The organism is Streptomyces sp. NPDC043680 (assembly GCF_056436685.1).
Map to the genome: position 1 here is coordinate 1 of NZ_JBWKCE010000026.1, position 18,605 is coordinate 18,605.

The window sequence follows — 18,605 nt, forward strand, 5'->3', positions numbered from 1 at the left end:
CGAACGGGGCTATCCAGGACGGCTCAGACGCCGTGATCACACCAGCCACGGCCTAGATCATCCCACGGCAAGATCACTTACGGGACAACCCTTAGACGTGGCCGTGACAGCTGTACATGATCCCGGTCAGCTCTCCCACGTCTCGCGTGCTCAGCACGGGACACCCCATGTTGTCAGTGGGGCTACTTAGCCTTGAACGACCACCAAAGGCTTGATCGCTAGGGAAGGAAGGGGCCGGCATGGCGGAGCGGGGGGGCAGGTTGCGGCCTTCGGATTTCAGTACCAATATCTCGTCCCGCTGGAGGAGTTACTGGCCGCTGCCGAAGGGCTGCGCCCAGGCGTAAGTGCGGCGCTAATCGAACCAACGTGTACCACCGAGGCAGTCCATGACCCGGATGCCATCGACTTCGATTTGGTGGGTGCCGGCCGCGCCCCCGTGCTCGCGGCACAAGTGAAATTACATCGAGCGGATCACACAGGCCTTGAGCGACAAGAACCTGCCCGACCACGAGATCGAGCAACGCTGTCGGACACTGTTGGACGACCCTCGGCTTCCCGTGGTGCTGCGGATCAATGTCATCGCCCTGCTGGCGGAGGCTCTCGCGTTCCAGAAGTGCTGGGCTGGGACTGAGGCGGAACTCGCGAAGCTCGCCACCTTCGCGACAACTTCGAAACTGGACCCCATGCCCATCGCGACGGCCGTACACAACGTCGGCTTGCAAGTCGGCATGGCCTTCATCCAGAACGACATCGCCGCCCTTCCTGTGCTCCGGAAGCTGGTGGAGATCATCAACCACCCCGATGGGGAACGTCTGGCCAGAGAGCCCGACCAGCCTTTGAAGCTACTGGTTCTGCGCCTGCTGGGCGCCGTCGATCGTAGCGACCGGACCGAGATCAAGGCGCTCCTTGCAGCGCTCGAAGCGGCGGACAAGTCCCTGCTCAACGCAGCGCACGAGATCGGGTGGCGACTGATCGCCTCCGTGGCTGCCATGACAGCCACTGCAGCCCTTTCTCTTTGAACCGACGGAATTGATCTGAGTAGCCGCTACCCGACAGCCCCATCCGAGGCACAGCTTCGGCTCTCGTCGGGGAGGGGGCCTTCTACGCCTCCACCACACTGGGCGGCGGGCGCCGCCGGACCAGTACGAGTCGCACGACCCGGCGTGGGTCGCGTCCGCGGGGCGCCGCCCCCTCGGGCGCGCAGCCGGAACGGGCTCGCCGACAGGCCGAGCGGCTCCAGCAGGACCTGGCGTGGTGTTCGCCCTGGCCGAAGTCCAGACCGAGGAAGGCGCCGATGTCACTGACGTCGATCGCGTGCGTCCTCCGGTCGTCCCCACACCCGGCCGTCCCACGGCACCGATCCCCACATCCACATGACGAAGAGCCTCCCGACTTGCGAAGAAGCCGGTGGTCATGCCCCTAATCAGCGGTCTGTCGTGCCTCCGGAGCCGGTGACACCACCCCCAGGCCATGCGTTCGACAGGGGGAGACAGTCATGCCAACTCCGGAGGCCCGGCGCCCCATTGCGGGGCGCCAAAACGGTAATGGGGGGAACCCGGCTGCCGCTTGACCAGGGCCGACACCCGCACGCCCGTTCCGCTCACGCGGCGCGCCAGGCGCAAGCCCTGAACGCCCGCGAGGGCGGCGACCACGCCACCGAGCACGGCGATCCCCGCAAGCACGACCACAGCTCCCAAGTCCACCACGCCTCCCCCCTTCACCAATCGCAAGTACACTACAAACCCGCAGGTCAGTACCCCATGGCAACGGGCTCCAACATAGCCCCGCCGGCCCGGAAAGCCCTCCGGACGGAACTGTTCAGTTCGTGTACTCGGGCCTGGTCGTCCCGAGGTGCTCCGCCACCGTCCGGAGCCAGGCTTCGACCGAGAACGAGGCCGGCGGCTCGACCTCCATGCCGAGCTCAGCGACGCCGACGGCGTAGTCGTGCTCCTCCAGCCCCAGAGCCAGCAGTTCATGGATCTCGCCGACCAGCCGGGCGGTCAGCTGGGGATCAACCGTTGCCCTGTAGTCGCGGACCGCCGCATCGTGGTCGCCGAACTCGTCGGGCATGTCCTGCGAGAACCAACCGCCGAGGAACTGTCCCAGCTCCCCGAAGCGGGCGTGCCACTCCCAGTGGGTCTGAGGCGCGGCCGGCGGAGGCACGTCTCCGGACTCGATGCTGCGCTTGATGTGGTCGGCCATCTCGGACAGCCAGCTTTGAGTCCGGGACTCGGACAGCCCGATGTCGGGTACCGAATAGAACTCGCCGAGGCGCAGCCGCAAACTGCCCGGCGGATTCCGCGCGTACTCTCGAAGTTGTTGTTCGGCGACGGAGAGCGCCCAGGGCCGGGTGTGCCAGGTGTGCCGGAGGTACGCCTGAAGAGCCGGAGGCGCTGTGCCTGCTTCCGGACTGTCGGGTTCCTGTCCGACGAAGGCTGCGACGACGACGTCGAGTTCGCCGTACCGGCGGTCGAACTCAAGCGGTTTCATGGGCACTGCGGCACCTTCAGAGGTAGATCGGGTAAGTGGCGTGCACGACGAAGCCGTGCGGACTCAACGCTTCACGCCTCAGCGTCACCCGCGCGGCCCGCACATCGAGGGGCTCACGACCGGCGAGCATCATCGCCTGCAGCAGCACGCGCCCGACGGCCTCCTCACGGGACGGCCAAGCGGCCTCGATGGTGAGCCTCGGTCGCGTGCCCTGGGCCAGCCAGCGATGTACGGCCTGCTCGTTGCGCGTGACGACCTGCTGGGTACACCACTGTGCGGTCGCGCGGTCGGGATAGGTGGCAGAACGGGTACGCACGGGAGATCCTCAGTCGATGGTGAAGCCCCAGAAGATGCCGACTTCCGTGGCGGAGACAGCGATTACACCACAATCCATTACGTGGCTGGTGAAGCCCTCATAGGCGCCCTCGCGACGGAACATATCGGCATGGGGATTCTCTCGCGCCGTCGCCGCATTGGTAAAAAATAGCGCGTCCTCTCCGAATCTTTCCAGGACCGTTCTCGCGTGCGAGGTCAGCTCGGCCTCTCGCGCATCGAAATCCGGAATGTCCTCTGTTTGGAACCACTCACCCTGGAGAGTGACCAGGATTTGTTCGGTACCCCTCCTGGACACAGGGAAGGCCGTGCTGAAGTCTCCTGGCGTGACAGCACTGAACGGGCTGTCCGGGCCGGTGCCGTAATCGCCCCCTCCCGGTGCCGCGACAACCTTCGACCAGCCACGCGGGTCGTCCGTCCGTAGCTGCATGACGTCGAGGGCGTCCAGGCGCCAGTCATCGCGTCGCCGCGCCCCCACGGCCGCGAACATGCCCTCCCCGAAAAGGGCCTGCAGAGAACGGCTCCACGAGGTGGCGTCAATCCGAGTCATGGGCCTTACCTCAGTTCTCCACGTGCGCACTACGGGTGCTGGGTCTTGTCGGTGGGCATGGAAGTGAGAACGACGAACGGTGGGTGGCTCCCCGGGTTGGGTCTCAGAACGACCCATACATTGGTCACGTCACGCGCGGCGGTGTCACCCCGGTCCCACGACCTTCCCACGACGTCGTTGGTCGTCAGGAGGAGTGAGCGTGACGAGTTGGGTCCAGGGTTACCCGCGAGCCAATTGTCGATCTTCCTCTGATTGTTCGGTTCATCCAGGGCCGCCTGAGTATACCGCTGCGCATCTGTAAGGCTCCCGAACGCCGAAACGGCCTCGGGCCGGATGCCGGAAGGCCTGACGATCTGCTGGTCCCTCAGCCTTTGTTCCAGTTGCTCATCCGTCTTTCCCACATGCTTGTCCACCACATGGGACCCGAGAATGCCCTCCTGGTTCGCGAGGTCGATCGGGTATTTGTGATTGCTTTCGTCGTCCCCCGCCACCGTGTAGAGCGGATCGTTCTTGAAATCGGTCAGAGCTCGGGCGCCGAAGGACTCCGCCCGCGCCGACTCGGCCCGGAACGTGGGAGCACTGAGATATGCCTCATCCAGGGCTTCGTGGAGTTTGTTGAGCTCAGCGACCTGTCGGCGCACGCGGTTGTTGTACGCCTCGACCGCCGCGTTCATAGCCTCCTCGTCCACCTCAAGGGCGAAGCCGACCGCGAAACTCCTCCCCATCTTGAGGAGTCCCTTGCCGAAGCTCTTGACGTCCTTCATGTCCAGACCGTCGCTTCTGTCGATGTGCGGCAGAGCCTTCAGCACGGCTTCGTGGTAGAGCCTGCGAAGGTCGTCTCGCACATCCTTCGCGGCGGCCGCCCAGGCACGCAGAGCGTCGCTCATGACGTCACAGGTCTTGACCATCACGTCCATGACAGGGTGGCTGCTGGCCTGACCGGGCTGCGCGGAGTCATGTTTCCACTCGTAACCCTCGCGACTCTGGCCCCACGCGCTCGTACCCCAGACAGCGCTGCAGAATTGCCGCATCGCGGCGTTCCACTCGCCGTTGGACCGATCGGTGTAGTTGTGCACAGCACTGCTGAGGTTTCCGTCCGTGGCGGTGACGGACGTGCTCGCGTACACCCAGGCGACGGACATGCTGTCCAAACCCACGTAATCGGGCAACGGCATGATCTCGGCCGCCTTGCCCATACGGTAGGCGTCCTCCAGGAGGGGCCTGATGATCGCCAGGACTCCGGCCTCCACCGCCTCCAGTGCCAACTGGAAGATGTCCTGGCTCTGGTCGACGTCCGCCCACTTGAGGTCCGTCACGGACCCGTAGTTCGGCGGCGTGTCGATCACGGTCGGCGGTGGCTGGGTCTGTGCCGGGGCGCCCGAGGGGTCCGTGGCGGCGTCCGCGGTCGCGTAGTTGTTCGCGGTCACGGCGAAGCCGACGGCAGCGCCTCCGACGCTCGCCACCGACTTGGCCCACACCTCGATGAAACGGTTGCCGACCTTCTTGTACGCGGTGGCGAACTCCCATGCGGCGGTTCCATAGCCGCCGCAGTCCGGATATCGGCCGAGCTCGTTGAGGAGCTGATTGGCCCCCTTGTGCAGTCCGTCCTGGAGATAGGCGACGTAGCCCGCGAGCGCGTGCAGCGCACTGGGGGTGACGTCGATGTCTCCGTTCTTCAAGGGGGGCGGAGGAGGAGGCATGCTCATCAGGCCGCTCCCCATCCGCGCAGCACCGCGGCATGTGCCGCCGCGTAGTTTCTCTGACCCGTCGTCACAATGTTGTGAAGCCAAGCCTGTGTCGCCTGAAGGTCCCGTGCGGACCGATCCCACTCGTCCAGCTTGTCGATGAACGCCTCGCGGGCCTCTCCCTCCCAGGTGAGAACGACCTTCTCGACGCGGTCGTGCATGGTCTGGACGTTCTCGTTGAGCTCCTTGAGGATCTCTTCCAGTTGGCCGGAGAGGAGCCGCAGAGTGGCGAAGTCGACCGCTATGTTGCCGTCGCTGTCAGTCATGCGTCCCCCTCGTCACAGATCCTGCAAGCGGCTCGTGCTCGGCGCGAGGGGCGGGCTCCCGGTGTTGGGGGTCGAAAGCTCGGCCGCCTCCCTGTCCACGTCGACGGACATCTGGATGCGCCTGAAGGCGGCCAGAGTGTCGAGCTCCTGCTCGGTGAATCCGTCTCGGCTCAGGCGAACGGCCGCTTCGATCAGTTTCATGAGCTCACGGATGCGTACCGCTTCCTTGGCGGCATCACGATGCCGCCGTCGGTAGGCCTTGGCCGCGGGCCCCTGCCAGCGGGCTTCGATCGTGTCGACGACCGTGTCCATGCGCTTGACCTGCCGGTCCAGGTAGCGCTGCATTTCGTCGAGGTCGTCGGCTAGCCTGGTCAAGTGCACGCTGCTCACCAGCAAGTTGGGATCTGTCGCCACGTATCCGCCCCCCGTACCCCGATGACCGCTCAACTGCTCAGTTGCCCAGTTGCTCAACAAAGCGTTCAACACTTGCACTCTAGCAAGCAGCAACACAGGGGCAGCTTCCGCCACTTCGTACGCAGAAGTCGAAACGTGTAGCACCAGTCTTGTGGCCGCTGGGGGGGGAAGGCAGGCCAGACGGGCCATGGGTCCGGGGGCAGCCATCGCCTGCGGCGGCGGCTCCGGCTGCCCACCGGCTCCGGACTCCCTGGTCCGGAGAACGGCGCCGGCCGCTATGTCGCCGCCCGTACCCCCGCTTCCTCCACGAGGACCGCGGCCGGCAGGCCCACGTACGCCGTGATGCCGGAGCCCTCCGTCGGGCGGAGCTCCACGTGGGCGCCCAGGCGGCCGGTGAGCCGGCCGGGCGACGGAGTGGCCGAGGTAGCGGTTAGGAGCGACCAGGAAACTCTCGTGGCCCGAGAGGCGGGCGTTGGCGCGGGCCAGCTCCTCGGGGCTCATGCCGATGCCCCGGTCCACCACCACCAGGCAGTGCTCGTCGAGGTCCCGCCGGCCGTACACCTCGACCGGGAGCAGCACCGCCGAGTACACCAGCGCGTTCTCGATGAGCTCGGCCAGCAGGTGCGACAGGGCGGCGACGAAATCGCCACGGATGCCTCAGGGTTCGATCTCGGTCGCGGCCACCCTACGTTACTGCTCGACCTCCGAGACGGCCGACTGAACGACCTCCCGTGCGGTGACCATGCCCGGCCAGGGCCTCTGCGGCTGCTGCTCCCCCGCGAAGACGAGCAACGACTCGGCGTTGCGCCCACCGTTCGGAGATCACCGAGAAGAATCTGACGGCTGTGGGGGAGAACTTCACCAAGCGCGGCTACCGCCGTCTGATCTACACGAACACTGCGAGTGTGCTGCCTGAGGCGACCGACATGCTCGAGCGTGCCATGGGGGCGGAGGTGCGTATCACGCGGGTCTTGCTCACGGCTTCCGACGCCACCGCTCGCGGCTGGTCGGCCGGGAACTCGGCTCGGAATTGGAGTAGGAGTGAAGGGCAGCGCACGCAAGGCACGGCTTCTGGACCAGCGGGCCTGGCGCAGGGGCCGTGTGGATGGTGACGGACGGACGGCCTGTCGTGGACGCCGCGCTCGAGATGGTGGCCGCCACCGGCTGGACCGGGCAGCCTGCCGTCCGCTGCGTCATCTTCCAGGACTTCATCCGCTACGAGCTGCCCGTCCGCGACAACATCGGCTTCGGCAGCGTCGAAGCCCGCGAGGACACCGCGCGCGTCGCCGAGGCGGCACGGGCCGCCGGCGCCGACGGGTTCGTCGAGGCGCTGCCCCGTGGCTACGACACGACGCCCGGCCGCCACTTCGAGGACGGCCACCAGCTGTCCGGCGGCCAGTGGCAGAAGATAGCCCTGAGTCGAGCCTTCATACGCCGCGCTCCCGTCCTCGTCCTCGACGAGCCGACGGCCGCCATCGACGCGGAGGCGGAAGCGGAGATCTTCGGCCGGCTCAAGGATGTCGCCCGCGGCGCCACTTCCCTGGTCATCGCCCACCGCTTCGCCACGGTCCGGATGGCCGACCGGATCCTCGTCCTGGAGAACGGCAAGGTCATCGAGGACGGCGTGCACCATGACCTCCTGAGGGCCGACGGCGTCTACGCCCGGCTCTTCCGTATCCAAACTTCGGGCTACCTGACCGAAGCCGCGTCCCCCTGAAGGCCGAGTGATGCGAGTATCTGTCCTGTACCCCGCCATGCCGACGGACCCCCGGCACGTCGCCCCCTTCGCCGCGCTCGTCCGCGACGGAGACACGGCCCGCCTCTGGCAGGGCCAGTCTCTCTGCGCCGACACCCAGCAGGTCTTCGCCTACCTGGCCGGCATGGGCTACCGCGTCCCGGTCGGACCAGCGTCGCCCTCATGCCGCTGAGGCATCCGCTGGACGCGGCGGTCCAGGCCCGCTCCCTGTCCGCCCTCACCGGACACCGCACGACCCTCGGACTCGGTCCCGCGACCCCCGACGTCGTCGCCGGACTGCACGGAAAGCCGTACGACAGCCCACGCGACGCCTGTGTGGAATACCTGACCGAGGTGCGGCGCCTGATCGGAACCGAGGACGGAGTCGCCGGACCCGGCATCGGCGCCTCCATCGGTCTGCCGGGCCTGCCGCATCCGGGAGTGGAGACGGGGCTCGGTGTGCTCCGGCCGACGCTCGCGCGGGCCGCGGACCGGGCGGCGGACGCGGCGATCAGCTGGATGACCCCGCCCGGCTACGTTGGCGACACCCTGCTGCCCGCCATGGCGAAGGGCGCGGCCGAGTCGGGCCGCCCGGTGCCCCGCATGGTCACCGTCGTGCACGCCGCCGTCGACCGCCCCGGACGCCACGCCTACCGGCTCGCCTTCGCAGCGGCCCACGTCCACCTCGCCGGGCCGCACTACTGCGACATGCTGCGCCGCGCCGGCCTGCGCGTCCACCACAGCCGCCCGGGCCTCGGCGCCCGTGCCCTCGTCGACTCCGGAGTCTTCCTTTACGGCACGCCCGGGAACATCGCCGCACAGCTGGCTGAATACGATCGGGCGGGGTGGACGAAGTTGTCGTCAACGTCGCGGGAGTGTATTCCGAGCATGGCCGACCGGACGCCGTACGGGACCTCCGGGAAATCCTCGCGGCCTGCCGGGAGGCGACGAACTGACCCATGAACGGGTGCGAGAGGCCGGGGCGCGACCGCGTGCCGCCCTCCCGCACGCGGTGAGGAGAGGCAAGACGGTGCCCGACGACATCGCCCGATGGCTGAACGAGCACGCCAAGCCCTTGAGCACCCTGACCCCCGGCGCGCCGGTGGAGGACCTGAAACCCCTGGGCGAGGCACTGCGGGGGACATGGATCGTCGGTCTGGGCGAATCCACCCACGGCACGGGCGAGTTCTTCCGGCTGAAGCACCGCATCGTGGAGTTCCTGGTCCGTGAGGAGGGGTTCACCACCCTCGCCATGGAGGCCAGCCAGTCCGCCGCCCGCGCGCTCGACGCGTACGTCCGGTACGGCACCGGCTCCCCCGAACGGCTCGTCGCCAGGCTGGGCTTCTGGACCTGGCGCACCCGCAAGATGCTCGACCTCGTCGAGTGGCTGCGCGCCCACAACCGCGACCTGCCGGAAGGGCGCCGGATCCGCTTCGTGGGAACCGACCCCCAGCTCTGCGCCGACTCGGTCGAGGTCGTCGCCGCCTTTCTGCGCCGCACGGCGCCCGATCAGGCCGGGCGCGTGGGCGCCTTGGTGCGGGCGCCGCAGGCGTCCGCGGTGGCCTTGAGGGCCTCCTCCCTGCGCCCGGTGACCGTGAGGCGGGCTCCCTGCGCCGCCAGGCGCACCGCCAAGGCGGAGCCGATGCCTCCGGTAGCCCCGGCGAGCAGAACGTTCGATCCGGATAGGTCCACGATGACTCCCGTGCGGCCGCCTTCTACTGTTCGTTCGAACGAACAGTAGGGATCTCTTCGCCCCCTATCCACACCTCGAACACCCCAAATCCCCGGCGCTGCAAGGCCAGTCATGCTGTTCGATGGGGCAGAATGTCGAAGTGCCCCATGCTTCCGACACCCGCCAGAGCATCATCGACGCCGTACTGCGGATCATCGGGCAGGACGGCATCGCCGCCGTCACCAACCGGCGGATCGCCAAGGAGGCCGGAGTCTCGCTCGGTTCCGTCACCTACCACTTCGCCACGCAACACGAGCTACTGCACGAGAGCCTGCTGCACTTCGTCGCCGAGGAGACCCGGCACTTCACGGCCCTCGCCGACGCATGCTCCGACGAGCGCTTCGGCATCGGGCAGGCGGCCGAGGTGGTGGCCCAGGTCGCGGGCGGCAACGCCTTCGACAGCCGCCACATCGCGCCCTTCGAGCTGTACGTCCAGGCCGGCCGCGACGAACGGCTGCGTTCCGCCGCGGCCGAGTGCTTCGCCGCCTACGACCTGCTGGCCACCCGGATCCTGACCCACCTCGGCGCAGCGGACCCCGAACGCCTGGCGAGCGCGGCCGTCGCCCTCGTCTTCGGGCAGCAGCTGCGCCGCCTGGCCACCGGCGCCCCCGCCGAGGACCTCGTCTACACCCTGCTGATCCTCACGAAGTTCACCCCGACGCAGACTTCGTGAACGTCCGTCCCGAGAGCCGGAGCGAGGCCGAAGGCGGGGCCCGGGGCCGTTGGCCTGCGGACTACTTGGTGAACACCAGGCTGACGTTGTGTCCGCCGAACCCGAACGAGTTGGCCAGGGCCGCCGACCACTGGCCGGTGCGGTTCTCGCCGCGCACCACGTCCAGGTCGACCCGCGGGTCGAGCCGGTCCAGGTTGAGCGTGGCGGGAACGTTGCCCTCCTTGAGGGAAAGCAGCGCCACCATCGCGCCCACCGCGCCGGACGCCCCCAGCATGTGACCGGTCATCGACTTCGTGGCCGTCACCGCGGCGTGCCCGCCGACGGCCCTGCGGATCGCCTCGGCCTCGGCCACGTCACCGGACTCGGTGGAGGTGGCGTGCGCGTGCACCACTCCGATGTCCTGCGGGTCGACGCCCGCGTCGCGCATGGCGTGTTCCATCGCGAAGACCTGGCCGTCGGAGTCGGAGGCGGTGATGTGGTGGGCGCTGGAGCTCACCGCGCTGCCGGCCAGCGAGCCGTACGTGCGTACGCCGCGGGCACGGGCGAACTCGGCGCTCTCCAGCACCATGATCCCCGCACCCTCGCCCATGACGAAACCGGACCGGGCGGCGTCGAACGGGCGGGAGACCGCCTCCGGGTTCTCCGACTCGGTGGACAGCGCCTTCATCTGGGCGAAGGCGGCGATGGTGAAGGGGTGCAGACACGCCTCGACACCGCCGGCGACGACCACGTCGGCCCGCCCCGCACGGATCAGGTCCTGGGCCATGGCGAGGGCCTCGGCCCCGGAGGCGCAGGCGCTCACCGGCGTCCGTGCGCCGCCCTTGGCACCGAGGTCCATGCTGACCCAGGCCGCCGGGCCGTTGGGCATGAGCATCGGAACGGCGAACGGCGACAGCCGGCGGGCGCCCGAGCGCTCGAAGAGGTCGTCCTGGCCGAGGGTGGTCAGGACGCCGCCCGTGCCGGTGCCGATGACCACGGCCAGCCGCTCCGGGGCGACCTCGGGCGCGCCGGCGTCCTGCCAGGCCTCCCGGGCGCTGAGCATGGCCAGTTGCTCTCCGCGGTCCAGCTTCCGGGCTTCCACTGGGGCAGCAGCGCCGCCGGGTCCGAGGGAAGGCCGGCCGCGACGTGCACGGGCAGGTCCGCGGCCCACTCCTCGTCCAGGAAGCGCACCCCGGACTTTCCGGCCAGCAGAGCCGACCAGGACGACGGCGCATCGGAGCCCACCGGTGTGAGGGCACCCAGGCCCGTGACCACGACCTGACCGTTTCCAGCCATGTTTTGCCTCCTCAATGGAGTAGGGATTCCACAAAACGCTTGCCGATCTGATGAAGATCATCTCAGCCGGAACCTCGTCGGTCAGGGAGGAAGCCGACCGATACGACCGTGCAGCCTTTGTAGGTTTCCGATAGTCCCCACGGCCTTCCGCAGCAATCGCGGTGCTCCGCTCACTGCCCGTGTACGTGCCTCAGGCCGGCCAGGGCCTGTACGGCGGCCTCCCGCCGGCGCCGAGCGGCCGCCGGCGGGTGGGCGTCAGGGGGTTTCGGCCGTGAGGAAGTGGAAGCCCGGGCGGGGGTGCATCAGGAACTCGTGGTGGGAGATGTTCCAGGCGTAGGCGCCGGCGAGGGCGAAGACCACCCGGTCGGCGGCGCGCAGGGTTTCCACCGGTTGCCGGTGGGCGAGGACGTCCTTCGGGGTGCACAGCTGTCCGGCCAGGGTGGCGCGGCCCGTGGTGGTGGCGGGGCGGGGCCAGGCGTGCGGCCACGGGGCGACGGGCAGCACCGTGAAGGGCTGGTCGTGGCTGCGGGTGGCGGGGGTGCGCAGGTGGTGGGTGCCGCCGCGGACCACCGCGAAGTCCTCGCCGTGGCTCTGCTTCACGTCGAGCACCTCGGTGGCGTACCAGCCGCAGTACGCGGTGAGGGCCCGGCCGGGTTCGATGCGCAGGGTCAGGCCCGGGTGGCGGTCGAGCAGCTTCTCCAGGCCGGTCCCGAACGCCGTCCAGTCGAAGCGGGCGGCCGGGTCCGCGTAGTCGACGGCCATGCCGCCGCCGATGTTGACCTCGTCGAACCTGAGGGCGTGGCGGTCGGCGAGCTCCGCGGACCAGTCGGTGATCTGCTCCGCCACCGCCACCTGGGCGTCGGCGTCCAGGCCGCTGGCCAGGTGCGCGTGGATGCCGCGCAGCCGCAGCCGGCGGCCGAGCGGGCCCGCCAGCAGGCGCAGGCATTCCTCGGCGCTGTCCGGATCCATGCCGAACGGGGTGGGCCGGCCGCCCATCGCGAGGGCGACCGTGTCCAGTTGGCCCGCGGCGACCGGCAGGTTGACCCGCAGCATGACGTCGACCGGAGCCTGCGGCGTGGTCGCCAGTACCTCGGCCAGCCGGTGTAGTTCCTGTACGCCTTCCACGTGCCAGCGGTGCACCCCGAGGCTGACGGCCTCCGCGATCTCGGCCGGGGTCTTGCCCGGGCCGCCGAAGGCCAGCGGCGCGTCGGGCACGGCCCGGCGGACGTGCGCCAGCTCTCCTCCGCTGGAGACCTCGTAGCCGTCGACCGACCCGCGCAGCGCGGCCAGCACCGCCGGCTCCGGATTGGCCTTGGCCGCGTAGTACAGCTCGACGCGGTCGGGCAGCGCCGCGCGGACGGCCGCCGCGTGCGTGCGCAGCGCGTCCAGGTCGTAGACGTACGCCGGCAGGGCGTCCGGTGCGAGCGCGGCCACGTGCGCGCGCACCAGGGGGGTGACGGTCATCGGGTGCTCCAGACGGAGGGGCGGGCGGCTTCGGCCAGCACGGACTCGGCGATCGGGGACGGCAGGCGCACATAGTCGGCCGCGCGGTCGGCCTTGCGCTCCCAGCGGGTCAGCAGGTTGGCCTTGGCGGGGAGCGGCACGCCGGCGAGCAGGGCGCTCAGCCGGGGCGGGCAGCCGTGCTCGTCGGCATAGGACTGCAGGGCGGAGCGGACGCCCTCCCAGAGGGCGCCCTCCAGCTCCGGGTACTGGTCGGCCAGCGCCGCGAGCAGCTCGGAGACGTGGTTGACCAGGAGGCAGTAGACCACCCGGTCCCAGCCGCGCTGCGGGTCGTAGGCCATCGGCCCGGCGACCTCGGGGGGCAGCTGCGCCAGCAGCGCCGCGTTCTGCTCCGGAACGAGCTTGGTGCCCTCCAGGTCGCGGAAGAGGACCTGGGCCGGGTGCCCGTCGCCGTCCACGCCGATCAGTACGTTCTGCAGGTGCGGCTCCAGGACCACGCCGTGGTCGAAGTACGCGGCGAGCACGGGCGGCAGCAGCAGCCGCAGGTAGGCCGCCCACCAGCGCAGGGCCTCCTGCGGTTCGGCGCCGTCGAGCAGCCGGGAGATGTGGGCCGAGCTGGTCGGGTACTCGTCGGCCACGGCCGCCGCCAGCAGCGGGGTGACGCCCGGCCGCAGCACTCCGGCCAGGCCGTCGCGGACGATCAGCCCGAAGCCCTCGAACAGGGCGAGGTCAGCGCTGCCGTCGGGGCCGGGCAGGGCCAGCGTGCGGAAGGCCGGCTCGCGCAGCATCGCGGCGTCCGGGAACCTCCGGGCCAGCTCGCCCAGTGCCGGTGCCAGCAGCCGGGTCAGGGCGACCGCCCCGGTCAGCTCGTACGCGGCGTTCTTGCGCAGGCAGTTGGTGATCCGGACGTTGAGGCTGAACTTCAGGAACGCGCCCGCGCCGTACAGGGTGCGTACCGAGGCGGTCGCGGTGAACGGGTCGCCGCCGGGGCCCAGGTCCAGTACGTCGCCCCGCTCGACGGCCGCCCGGAGGGCGGGGTTGTCGCGCAGCAGCTCGTACTGCCAGGGGTGTGCGGGCAGCAGCCGGTACCCCTCGGGGACCTCGCGCAGACCGTCGACCATCGCGGTCACGGCCGGGTCGAGGCTCTCCTCGGCGAGCAGTTCGGCACGCGCCGCCAGGTGGCGCAGCCGGAAGGAGGCGCGGGCCTCCGGCGCGTACGCGGCCCATGCGGTGCGGTCTTCGGAGCGGGACTTGGGGGCGGGGTGGAAGCGGTGCCCGAACAGGAGGGCCTGCTCGGACTCCAGGTAGCGGTCGGCACCGGACTCGCCGCGACCGGACAGGGCGCTGACGACGCCCTCGTGGCTGGAGGCCACCTGTTCGATGAACTCCTCGTTGCCGACTCCGCTGCGCAGGGTCAGCTCCTGGCCGAGGTACTCGGCCAGCCGCCGCCAGCTCAATTCGGCCCAGCCGTCGGGGCGTTCCTCGAAGACCGGTCCGGTGAAGCGGTGCGCGCCGATCAGCGAGGTGCGGCGCAGGGCGACCCGGAGCAGTACGCCGCGCCGGGGAAGGCGGATCAGCAGCCGGCCGTCGACGACGGCGCTCTGGTGCTCGGGGCCGGACACCTCGCGCAGCAGGCAGTTGAGCAGCGTGTGCGCCACGGCGTGGTCGGCGGCGGGCAGGCCGACGGCGGGGGAGGTCAGCGGCTGTACGGGCAGAGGCATCAATGACTCCATCGGCTACGCGGGAAGGGGGCGAGCGCGGCCGCGAGCGCAGTGGTCAGCGCCACGGCGGTGCCGATCAGCACGGGCGCGGAGGAGCCGAGCGTGCTGTTGGCGAGGGCCGCGACGGCGCCGGCGGCCACCGCACCGCCCTTGGAGACGAATTCGAGGGTGCCGAACATCCGTCCGGGGGCGCGGCCCTTCGCAGCCTCGGCAGCGAGCACCGAGAGGCAGACCAGGCCGAGGGTGAGCCCGGCTCCGAGCAGCAGGCGCACCAGGACGAAGGCGGACAGCGAGTGGGCGACGGCATGGCCGGCCAGGCCGAGGGCGACGAAGGCGAAGCCCAGCGCGATTCCGGCCCGGGGGCGGTCGAGGAACGCGGTGTGCACGCGGGCGGCGAACACCAGGTAGCACAGGTGCGGCAGGGCGAACAGGAGTCCGGAGACGGACCCTGAGATGCCGGGCAGCCGTTCCTCGACCAGGGATATCAGGTAGGGGAAGGAGATGATGGTGGAGAAGACGAACACGAACTCGAAGGCGTAGAGCAGGCGCAGCGGTCCCGCCGCCGGTGCGGGCGCCTGCGCGTCACCGGCCTCGGCGGGCGCCGCGGGGCGGCCCGGCTCGGGCAGCAGGGCCAGCAGTGCGGCGGCTGCCAGCGGGAGGACCGCCATCACCAGGTACTGCCGGTGCGGCGAGATCCACGGGGTCAGCGCCCCGACCAGGATCGGCGCGGCGACCAGCGAGGCCCGGGCACTGCCCTGCATCAGGGTGAGGGCCTTCGACAGCCGGGGTCCGTCAAGGGCGGCGGCGAGGTAGCAGTTGGTGGCGGCGAAGGTGCCGCCGAGGAAGCCCTGCAGGACGAGGGCGACCGTGAAGGCGGGCAGGCTCTGGGCGGCGCCCGCCAGCAGGAACGACACGGTGAGGCCGAGTTGGGCGCGGAGCAGCAGCCGCTTGCGGCCGAACCGGTCGGCCAGCCGGCCCCACAGCGGTGCGCCCAGCGCGCTGAACACAGTGGGCACGATGTAGAGCACGCCGGCCCAGCTGCCCGTCGGGTCGCCGAGGGCGGGCAGGATCGCGGTGAGGTAGGGCGGCAGGCCGAGGGCGGCGAAGGAGGCGACGAAGTAGCACGCGGCGATGGCGTGCACCTGTCTGCGGTCCAGGCCGTCCGAGCGCCGCGGGGTCACCGCGGGGCTTGCCAGGGTGTCGGTGGTCATTCCGCAACCCCCGTCCTCTTCAGGTAGTTGGGACCGCTGGTGTAGTGCTTGTTGATGTCGGCCGCGCCGGACCTCTCCTTGCTGAGCAGGGTGCCCGCGGTGACCATGGCCTTGACGGGGAGCCGCTCGGCGTCCAGCAGGTCGGTGCGCAGCGCGGCGCCGTCCGGGCCCAGGCCGTCGACGGCCCGGATCAGCCGCTCGCGCAGCAGGCCGAGGGAGCTCTCCAGCGGGATCCGGCCCCGGTCGGACAGGGCGAAGGCGAGCGAGGCCGCGCACAGGTGGCCGGTGATGGTGGTGAACAGGTCGGTGAGCGGGCGGTCGCCGTCGCAGAAGATCCGGGCGTCGTCGAACTCCTTGGTCGGCGGAGCCAGCTCGCCCAGGGCGGCGTCAAGGCGGGATCCGTTGATCCGCAGGCCGTCGTTGTCCTTGTAGAGGAGCCGGAGCCGGGTGGCGCCGCCGGCCCGGTCGAGCACCAGGGAGGTGTTCTGCTGGTGTGACTCCAGGGCGATGCCGTAGCGGAAGAGGGTGGTCTGCCAGTCGAGGAGCAGGCTCAGGAACGCGTCGTACAGGGCGAGCGGGTCATCGTCGTAGAAGCGTTCGGCGAGGTGGTCCACGACCAGTCGCCCGCCGGGCGCGACGGCCGCGAGCGAGGCCAGTGGCACGGTCACCGCGTGCTCCAGGCCCTCGGGGTAGCGGCGCAGCAGCACGGCCAGCAGTTCGTGGCCGCCTTCGGCGTAGCTCTGCTCGTCGGCATGCAGAATCGTCTCTGCGAACCGCGGCTCCAGGCCGGTGACCGTTTCCAGCAGGCGCTGGCCGGCGGCGCCGTCGGGGAGGACGCCCGCCTTGATGGTGCGGCGGTTGCGCAGGCCGAGGGTGGCGGTGGCCAGCGGCAGCTTCAGGTGGCAGCGCGGGTCCCGGGCGACGGCCACGGTCCGCATCGACAGCGTGGGCACGACGTCCAGGTAGGGCGTGGGGCCAGGTACGGCCGTGCCCTCCAGGCCGGCCTCGCGCAGGACCTCCCGCAGCGGGCCCCCGGCGGTGAGCGGGTGGACGGGTACGGTGACATGGCTGCCGGCCAGCTCGGGCAGGCCGATCAGTTCGGGGCCGGGCCACCAGTCGGGCAGCGGTTCCAGGGCGTGCAGGTCCAGTGCGCCCTGGGGGACGGCGAACCAGTGGAGCCGGAACGACGGATGGAACTCCGGTGCGTAGCGGGCGAGTTCGTCGGCGGTGAGCCCCGAGCGGCCGCGCGCGGTCGGGTACACCGGGTGGTCCAGGTACGCGGCCAGGGTGTCCTGGGCGAGCGAGGCGCCCAGGCCGGCCCAGTGGGCGGGGTCGCTGCCGTAGCGGGCCGCGAGGCCGGCCAGCACCCCGGGCTGCACCGTGTCGTGCAGCTCCATGGTGGCCAGGGTCTGCCGGCATTCCTCGGCGAAGGCGTCGTGGCCGCCCCGGTCCTGGGGTTCGACCCGCTCGCGCACGGCGGCGAGGACGCCGTCCAGCGTGTCGACTTCGGCGCCGTCCACCTCCAGCAGCGGCAGCCGCGCGGCGTACTCGCACTGGAAGCCCTCCTCGGCGACGGGCAGCAGCAGCGCGCTGCCGTCCGGACCGAGGCGCAGCCACAGACCGTCCGGCCGGTGTACGGGGACGCTGCGGGTGCGCAGCCCGAGCACGTCCTCGCGCAGCAGCGCGGACAGCACCCGCAGCGTCAGCTCCCGTTCGGCGCTCACCGGGTGATCTCCCACTGCTGGGCGGCTACGAACTCGGCCGTGACGCGGCGCAGTTCGTCCAGGTCGGGGCCGAAGGCCCAGATCAGGCCGAGGTAGTCGCGGTTGGTGCCGTAGTGCGGGTGGCGCTCGCCGACGGCCCGCACGGGGCGGTACGAGAGTTCGACGCCGTCGACCACCAGGTCGCACGCCTCGGGGGCGGCGTTCAGGGTGCCGGCCCGGTCGGCGCAGACGGCCAGGTTGTACGCCTGGACGTCGGTCCGGGCGCCGAGGTCGGCGGGGAGCGGTTGGCCGAGGTGGGTGCGCAGGACGTGCTCGAAGTAGGGGATGTCCAGGGCCTGGGCCATCGCCAGGTCGGCCCGGTCTCCTATGGCACGGTAGTTCACCTCGATGATCCGGGCCCGGCCGTCGGCCTGGACGGTGAACTCGGTGTGGCAGGCGCCGAAACCGACCCCGAGGGCGTCCAGCTGGACGAGGATTTGATCGACGACGGACCGGGGGTGCGCGTGGGTGAACTCCAACGCCTCCTCGATGAAGACGGGCGGGGCGGAGAGCTGGGTGCGGTAGCCGCCGAGCACGTGGCGCCGGTTTCCGTCGCCGAGGGTTTCCAGCGTGCACAGGTCACCGGCCAGGTACTCCTCGATCACCAGGGCCGCGCCGGGGCGGCGGTGCCGGATCTCCTTGCACAGCTGGGTCAGTTCGCCCATGTCCTCGGCCAGCACCACGTCCTCGCTGGCCACGCCCTCCCTGGGCTTGACGATGCAGGGAAAGGGGATGGAGGAGCCGGCCGGCTGGGCCGGGTCCTGGCCGGGGGCCAGTTCGGCCGACCAGACGGTGTCCAGTCCGGTGGAGGACAGGTGGCGGCGCAGCTCGGCCTTGTTCTTCGTCCGCAGCGTGGCCTTCCAGTCCTTGGCCGGCAGCCCGAAGTACTCGGCGGCGAGAGCGGCCTGGGTCTGGAGGTGGTCGCTGTTGGTGAAGACGGCGTCCGGTGCGTGGTGGCGGGAGATGAGGCTGACGACCTCGCGGAAGTCCCGGACGTCGCATTCCAGCACCTCGGGTGCGGAGGGCAGTGCGGCGTAGGCGCGGCGGTGGGGTTCGGCCGCGTCGGAGAGGACGGTGACGTCGAGGCCCAGTCGTGCGGCGGCAGGCAGGAAGCCCTCCGTGACGGAGTCCGTGGGGTTGAGTGCGAGCAGGTACAGCCGCATGGGGGACGGTCCTCTCCTGTAGTGATGGCGGTGGTGCGGCGGGGGCGGGCTCCGTCGGCCCACCCCCGGTGTC

At 70.3% G+C, this 18,605-nt stretch carries 17 protein-coding genes and 3 pseudogenes; 7 read left to right on the forward strand and 13 right to left on the reverse strand.

Annotated features, from left to right (window positions below):
* Positions 1 to 482: 482 nt before the first annotated feature.
* Positions 483 to 1,019 (forward strand): hypothetical protein, encoded by a 537-nt coding sequence (locus tag AC0666_RS31530; protein ID WP_468973378.1) that lies wholly within the window; start codon positions 483 to 485, stop codon positions 1,017 to 1,019.
* 799 nt (positions 1,020 to 1,818) lie between these two features.
* Here the strand turns inward: AC0666_RS31530 and AC0666_RS31535 are convergent.
* From AC0666_RS31535 to AC0666_RS31560, 6 genes are read right to left on the reverse strand one after another with little or no spacing between them, the layout of a single operon-like run.
* Positions 1,819 to 2,496, reverse strand: coding sequence for a contact-dependent growth inhibition system immunity protein (locus tag AC0666_RS31535; protein ID WP_468973376.1), 678 nt, complete (start codon positions 2,494 to 2,496; stop codon positions 1,819 to 1,821).
* A 10-nt stretch (positions 2,497 to 2,506) separates the two neighbouring features.
* Positions 2,507 to 2,806 (reverse strand): RNase A-like domain-containing protein, encoded by a 300-nt coding sequence (locus AC0666_RS31540; RefSeq protein ID WP_468973374.1) that lies wholly within the window; start codon positions 2,804 to 2,806, stop codon positions 2,507 to 2,509.
* 9 nt (positions 2,807 to 2,815) lie between these two features.
* The gene (locus tag AC0666_RS31545; protein ID WP_468586517.1) at positions 2,816 to 3,373 is read right to left on the reverse strand and encodes a hypothetical protein; all 558 of its coding nucleotides are present in this window, start codon (positions 3,371 to 3,373) and stop codon (positions 2,816 to 2,818) included.
* Positions 3,374 to 3,402: 29 nt separating this feature from the next.
* Positions 3,403 to 5,079 (reverse strand): RNase A-like domain-containing protein, encoded by a 1,677-nt coding sequence (locus AC0666_RS31550; protein WP_468973371.1) that lies wholly within the window; start codon positions 5,077 to 5,079, stop codon positions 3,403 to 3,405.
* Positions 5,079 to 5,384 carry a WXG100 family type VII secretion target gene (locus AC0666_RS31555; RefSeq protein WP_468586521.1) on the reverse strand — a complete coding sequence of 102 codons (306 nt, stop codon included), beginning with the start codon at positions 5,382 to 5,384 and terminating at the stop codon, positions 5,079 to 5,081. Before AC0666_RS31555 ends, AC0666_RS31550 begins: the two co-directional genes overlap by 1 nt.
* 12 nt (positions 5,385 to 5,396) lie before the next feature.
* Positions 5,397 to 5,774 carry a WXG100 family type VII secretion target gene (locus tag AC0666_RS31560; protein WP_478708879.1) on the reverse strand — a complete coding sequence of 126 codons (378 nt, stop codon included), beginning with the start codon at positions 5,772 to 5,774 and terminating at the stop codon, positions 5,397 to 5,399.
* An 833-nt stretch (positions 5,775 to 6,607) separates the two neighbouring features.
* Here AC0666_RS31560 and AC0666_RS31565 point away from each other — a divergent pair.
* The 5 genes and pseudogenes from AC0666_RS31565 to AC0666_RS31585 form a co-directional block, all read left to right on the forward strand.
* Positions 6,608 to 6,972 (forward strand): annotated as a pseudogene (locus tag AC0666_RS31565) (hypothetical protein); the annotation flags it as partial.
* Positions 6,946 to 7,515: an ATP-binding cassette domain-containing protein gene (locus tag AC0666_RS31570; protein WP_468973390.1), complete on the forward strand. Its 570-nt coding sequence runs from the start codon at positions 6,946 to 6,948 to the stop codon at positions 7,513 to 7,515. The pseudogene AC0666_RS31565 and the gene AC0666_RS31570, both read left to right, overlap by 27 nt.
* Before the next feature lie 10 nt (positions 7,516 to 7,525).
* Complete coding sequence (locus tag AC0666_RS31575) at positions 7,526 to 7,726, forward strand: hypothetical protein (protein ID WP_468586527.1); 201 nt, start codon at positions 7,526 to 7,528, stop codon at positions 7,724 to 7,726.
* The gene (locus AC0666_RS31580) at positions 7,717 to 8,496 is read left to right on the forward strand and encodes an LLM class flavin-dependent oxidoreductase (RefSeq protein WP_478708880.1); all 780 of its coding nucleotides are present in this window, start codon (positions 7,717 to 7,719) and stop codon (positions 8,494 to 8,496) included. The genes AC0666_RS31575 and AC0666_RS31580 overlap by 10 nt, the downstream gene beginning before the upstream one ends.
* A gap of 289 nt (positions 8,497 to 8,785) precedes the next feature.
* A pseudogene (locus AC0666_RS31585) lies at positions 8,786 to 9,016 on the forward strand (erythromycin esterase family protein); the annotation flags it as partial.
* A gap of 26 nt (positions 9,017 to 9,042) precedes the next feature.
* Here AC0666_RS31585 and AC0666_RS31590 read toward each other — a convergent pair.
* Entirely contained in the window at positions 9,043 to 9,339 is a 297-nt protein-coding gene (locus AC0666_RS31590) for an SDR family NAD(P)-dependent oxidoreductase (RefSeq protein WP_468973388.1), read from the reverse strand.
* Between the two features lie 26 nt (positions 9,340 to 9,365).
* On the opposite strand from AC0666_RS31590, the gene AC0666_RS31595 reads away from it, so the two are divergent.
* Positions 9,366 to 9,938, forward strand: a complete 573-nt coding sequence (locus AC0666_RS31595) for a TetR/AcrR family transcriptional regulator (protein ID WP_478708881.1) — start codon at positions 9,366 to 9,368, stop codon at positions 9,936 to 9,938.
* 61 nt (positions 9,939 to 9,999) lie between these two features.
* On the opposite strand, the pseudogene AC0666_RS31600 reads toward AC0666_RS31595, so the two are convergent.
* The 6 genes and pseudogenes from AC0666_RS31600 to AC0666_RS31625 form a co-directional block, all read right to left on the reverse strand.
* Positions 10,000 to 11,213: pseudogene (locus AC0666_RS31600) on the reverse strand (beta-ketoacyl-[acyl-carrier-protein] synthase family protein).
* Positions 11,214 to 11,468: 255 nt separating this feature from the next.
* Positions 11,469 to 12,677, reverse strand: a complete 1,209-nt coding sequence (locus AC0666_RS31605) for a type III PLP-dependent enzyme (RefSeq protein ID WP_478708882.1) — start codon at positions 12,675 to 12,677, stop codon at positions 11,469 to 11,471.
* Entirely contained in the window at positions 12,674 to 14,395 is a 1,722-nt protein-coding gene (locus tag AC0666_RS31610; RefSeq protein WP_478708883.1) for an IucA/IucC family protein, read from the reverse strand. Before AC0666_RS31610 ends, AC0666_RS31605 begins: the two co-directional genes overlap by 4 nt.
* Positions 14,395 to 15,606 (reverse strand): MFS transporter, encoded by a 1,212-nt coding sequence (locus AC0666_RS31615; protein ID WP_468973356.1) that lies wholly within the window; start codon positions 15,604 to 15,606, stop codon positions 14,395 to 14,397. Before AC0666_RS31615 ends, AC0666_RS31610 begins: the two co-directional genes overlap by 1 nt.
* On the reverse strand, positions 15,603 to 17,330 hold the full coding sequence (locus tag AC0666_RS31620) for an IucA/IucC family protein (RefSeq protein WP_478708884.1): 1,728 nt from the start codon (positions 17,328 to 17,330) through the stop codon (positions 15,603 to 15,605). Before AC0666_RS31620 ends, AC0666_RS31615 begins: the two co-directional genes overlap by 4 nt.
* On the reverse strand, positions 17,327 to 18,532 hold the full coding sequence (locus AC0666_RS31625; RefSeq protein WP_468973352.1) for an ATP-grasp domain-containing protein: 1,206 nt from the start codon (positions 18,530 to 18,532) through the stop codon (positions 17,327 to 17,329). The genes AC0666_RS31620 and AC0666_RS31625 overlap by 4 nt, the downstream gene beginning before the upstream one ends.
* Between the last annotated feature and the right edge of the window lie 73 nt (positions 18,533 to 18,605).

Excerpts from the sequence above, each read along its gene's own strand:
- AC0666_RS31545 (WP_468586517.1), bottom strand. The coding sequence starts at position 3,373 with ATGACTCGGATTGACGCCACCTCGTGGAGCCGTTCTCTGCAGGCCCTT.
- AC0666_RS31580 (WP_478708880.1), top strand. The coding sequence starts at position 7,717 with ATGCCGCTGAGGCATCCGCTGGACGCGGCGGTCCAGGCCCGCTCCCTG.
- AC0666_RS31555 (WP_468586521.1), bottom strand. The coding sequence starts at position 5,384 with ATGACTGACAGCGACGGCAACATAGCGGTCGACTTCGCCACTCTGCGG.
- AC0666_RS31590 (WP_468973388.1), bottom strand. The coding sequence starts at position 9,339 with ATGACTGGCCTTGCAGCGCCGGGGATTTGGGGTGTTCGAGGTGTGGAT.
- AC0666_RS31625 (WP_468973352.1), bottom strand. The coding sequence starts at position 18,532 with ATGCGGCTGTACCTGCTCGCACTCAACCCCACGGACTCCGTCACGGAG.
- AC0666_RS31550 (WP_468973371.1), bottom strand. The coding sequence starts at position 5,079 with ATGAGCATGCCTCCTCCTCCGCCCCCCTTGAAGAACGGAGACATCGAC.
- AC0666_RS31610 (WP_478708883.1), bottom strand. The coding sequence starts at position 14,395 with ATGCCTCTGCCCGTACAGCCGCTGACCTCCCCCGCCGTCGGCCTGCCC.
- AC0666_RS31570 (WP_468973390.1), top strand. The coding sequence starts at position 6,946 with ATGGTGGCCGCCACCGGCTGGACCGGGCAGCCTGCCGTCCGCTGCGTC.
- AC0666_RS31615 (WP_468973356.1), bottom strand. The coding sequence starts at position 15,606 with ATGACCACCGACACCCTGGCAAGCCCCGCGGTGACCCCGCGGCGCTCG.
- AC0666_RS31575 (WP_468586527.1), top strand. The coding sequence starts at position 7,526 with ATGCGAGTATCTGTCCTGTACCCCGCCATGCCGACGGACCCCCGGCAC.
- AC0666_RS31605 (WP_478708882.1), bottom strand. The coding sequence starts at position 12,677 with ATGACCGTCACCCCCCTGGTGCGCGCGCACGTGGCCGCGCTCGCACCG.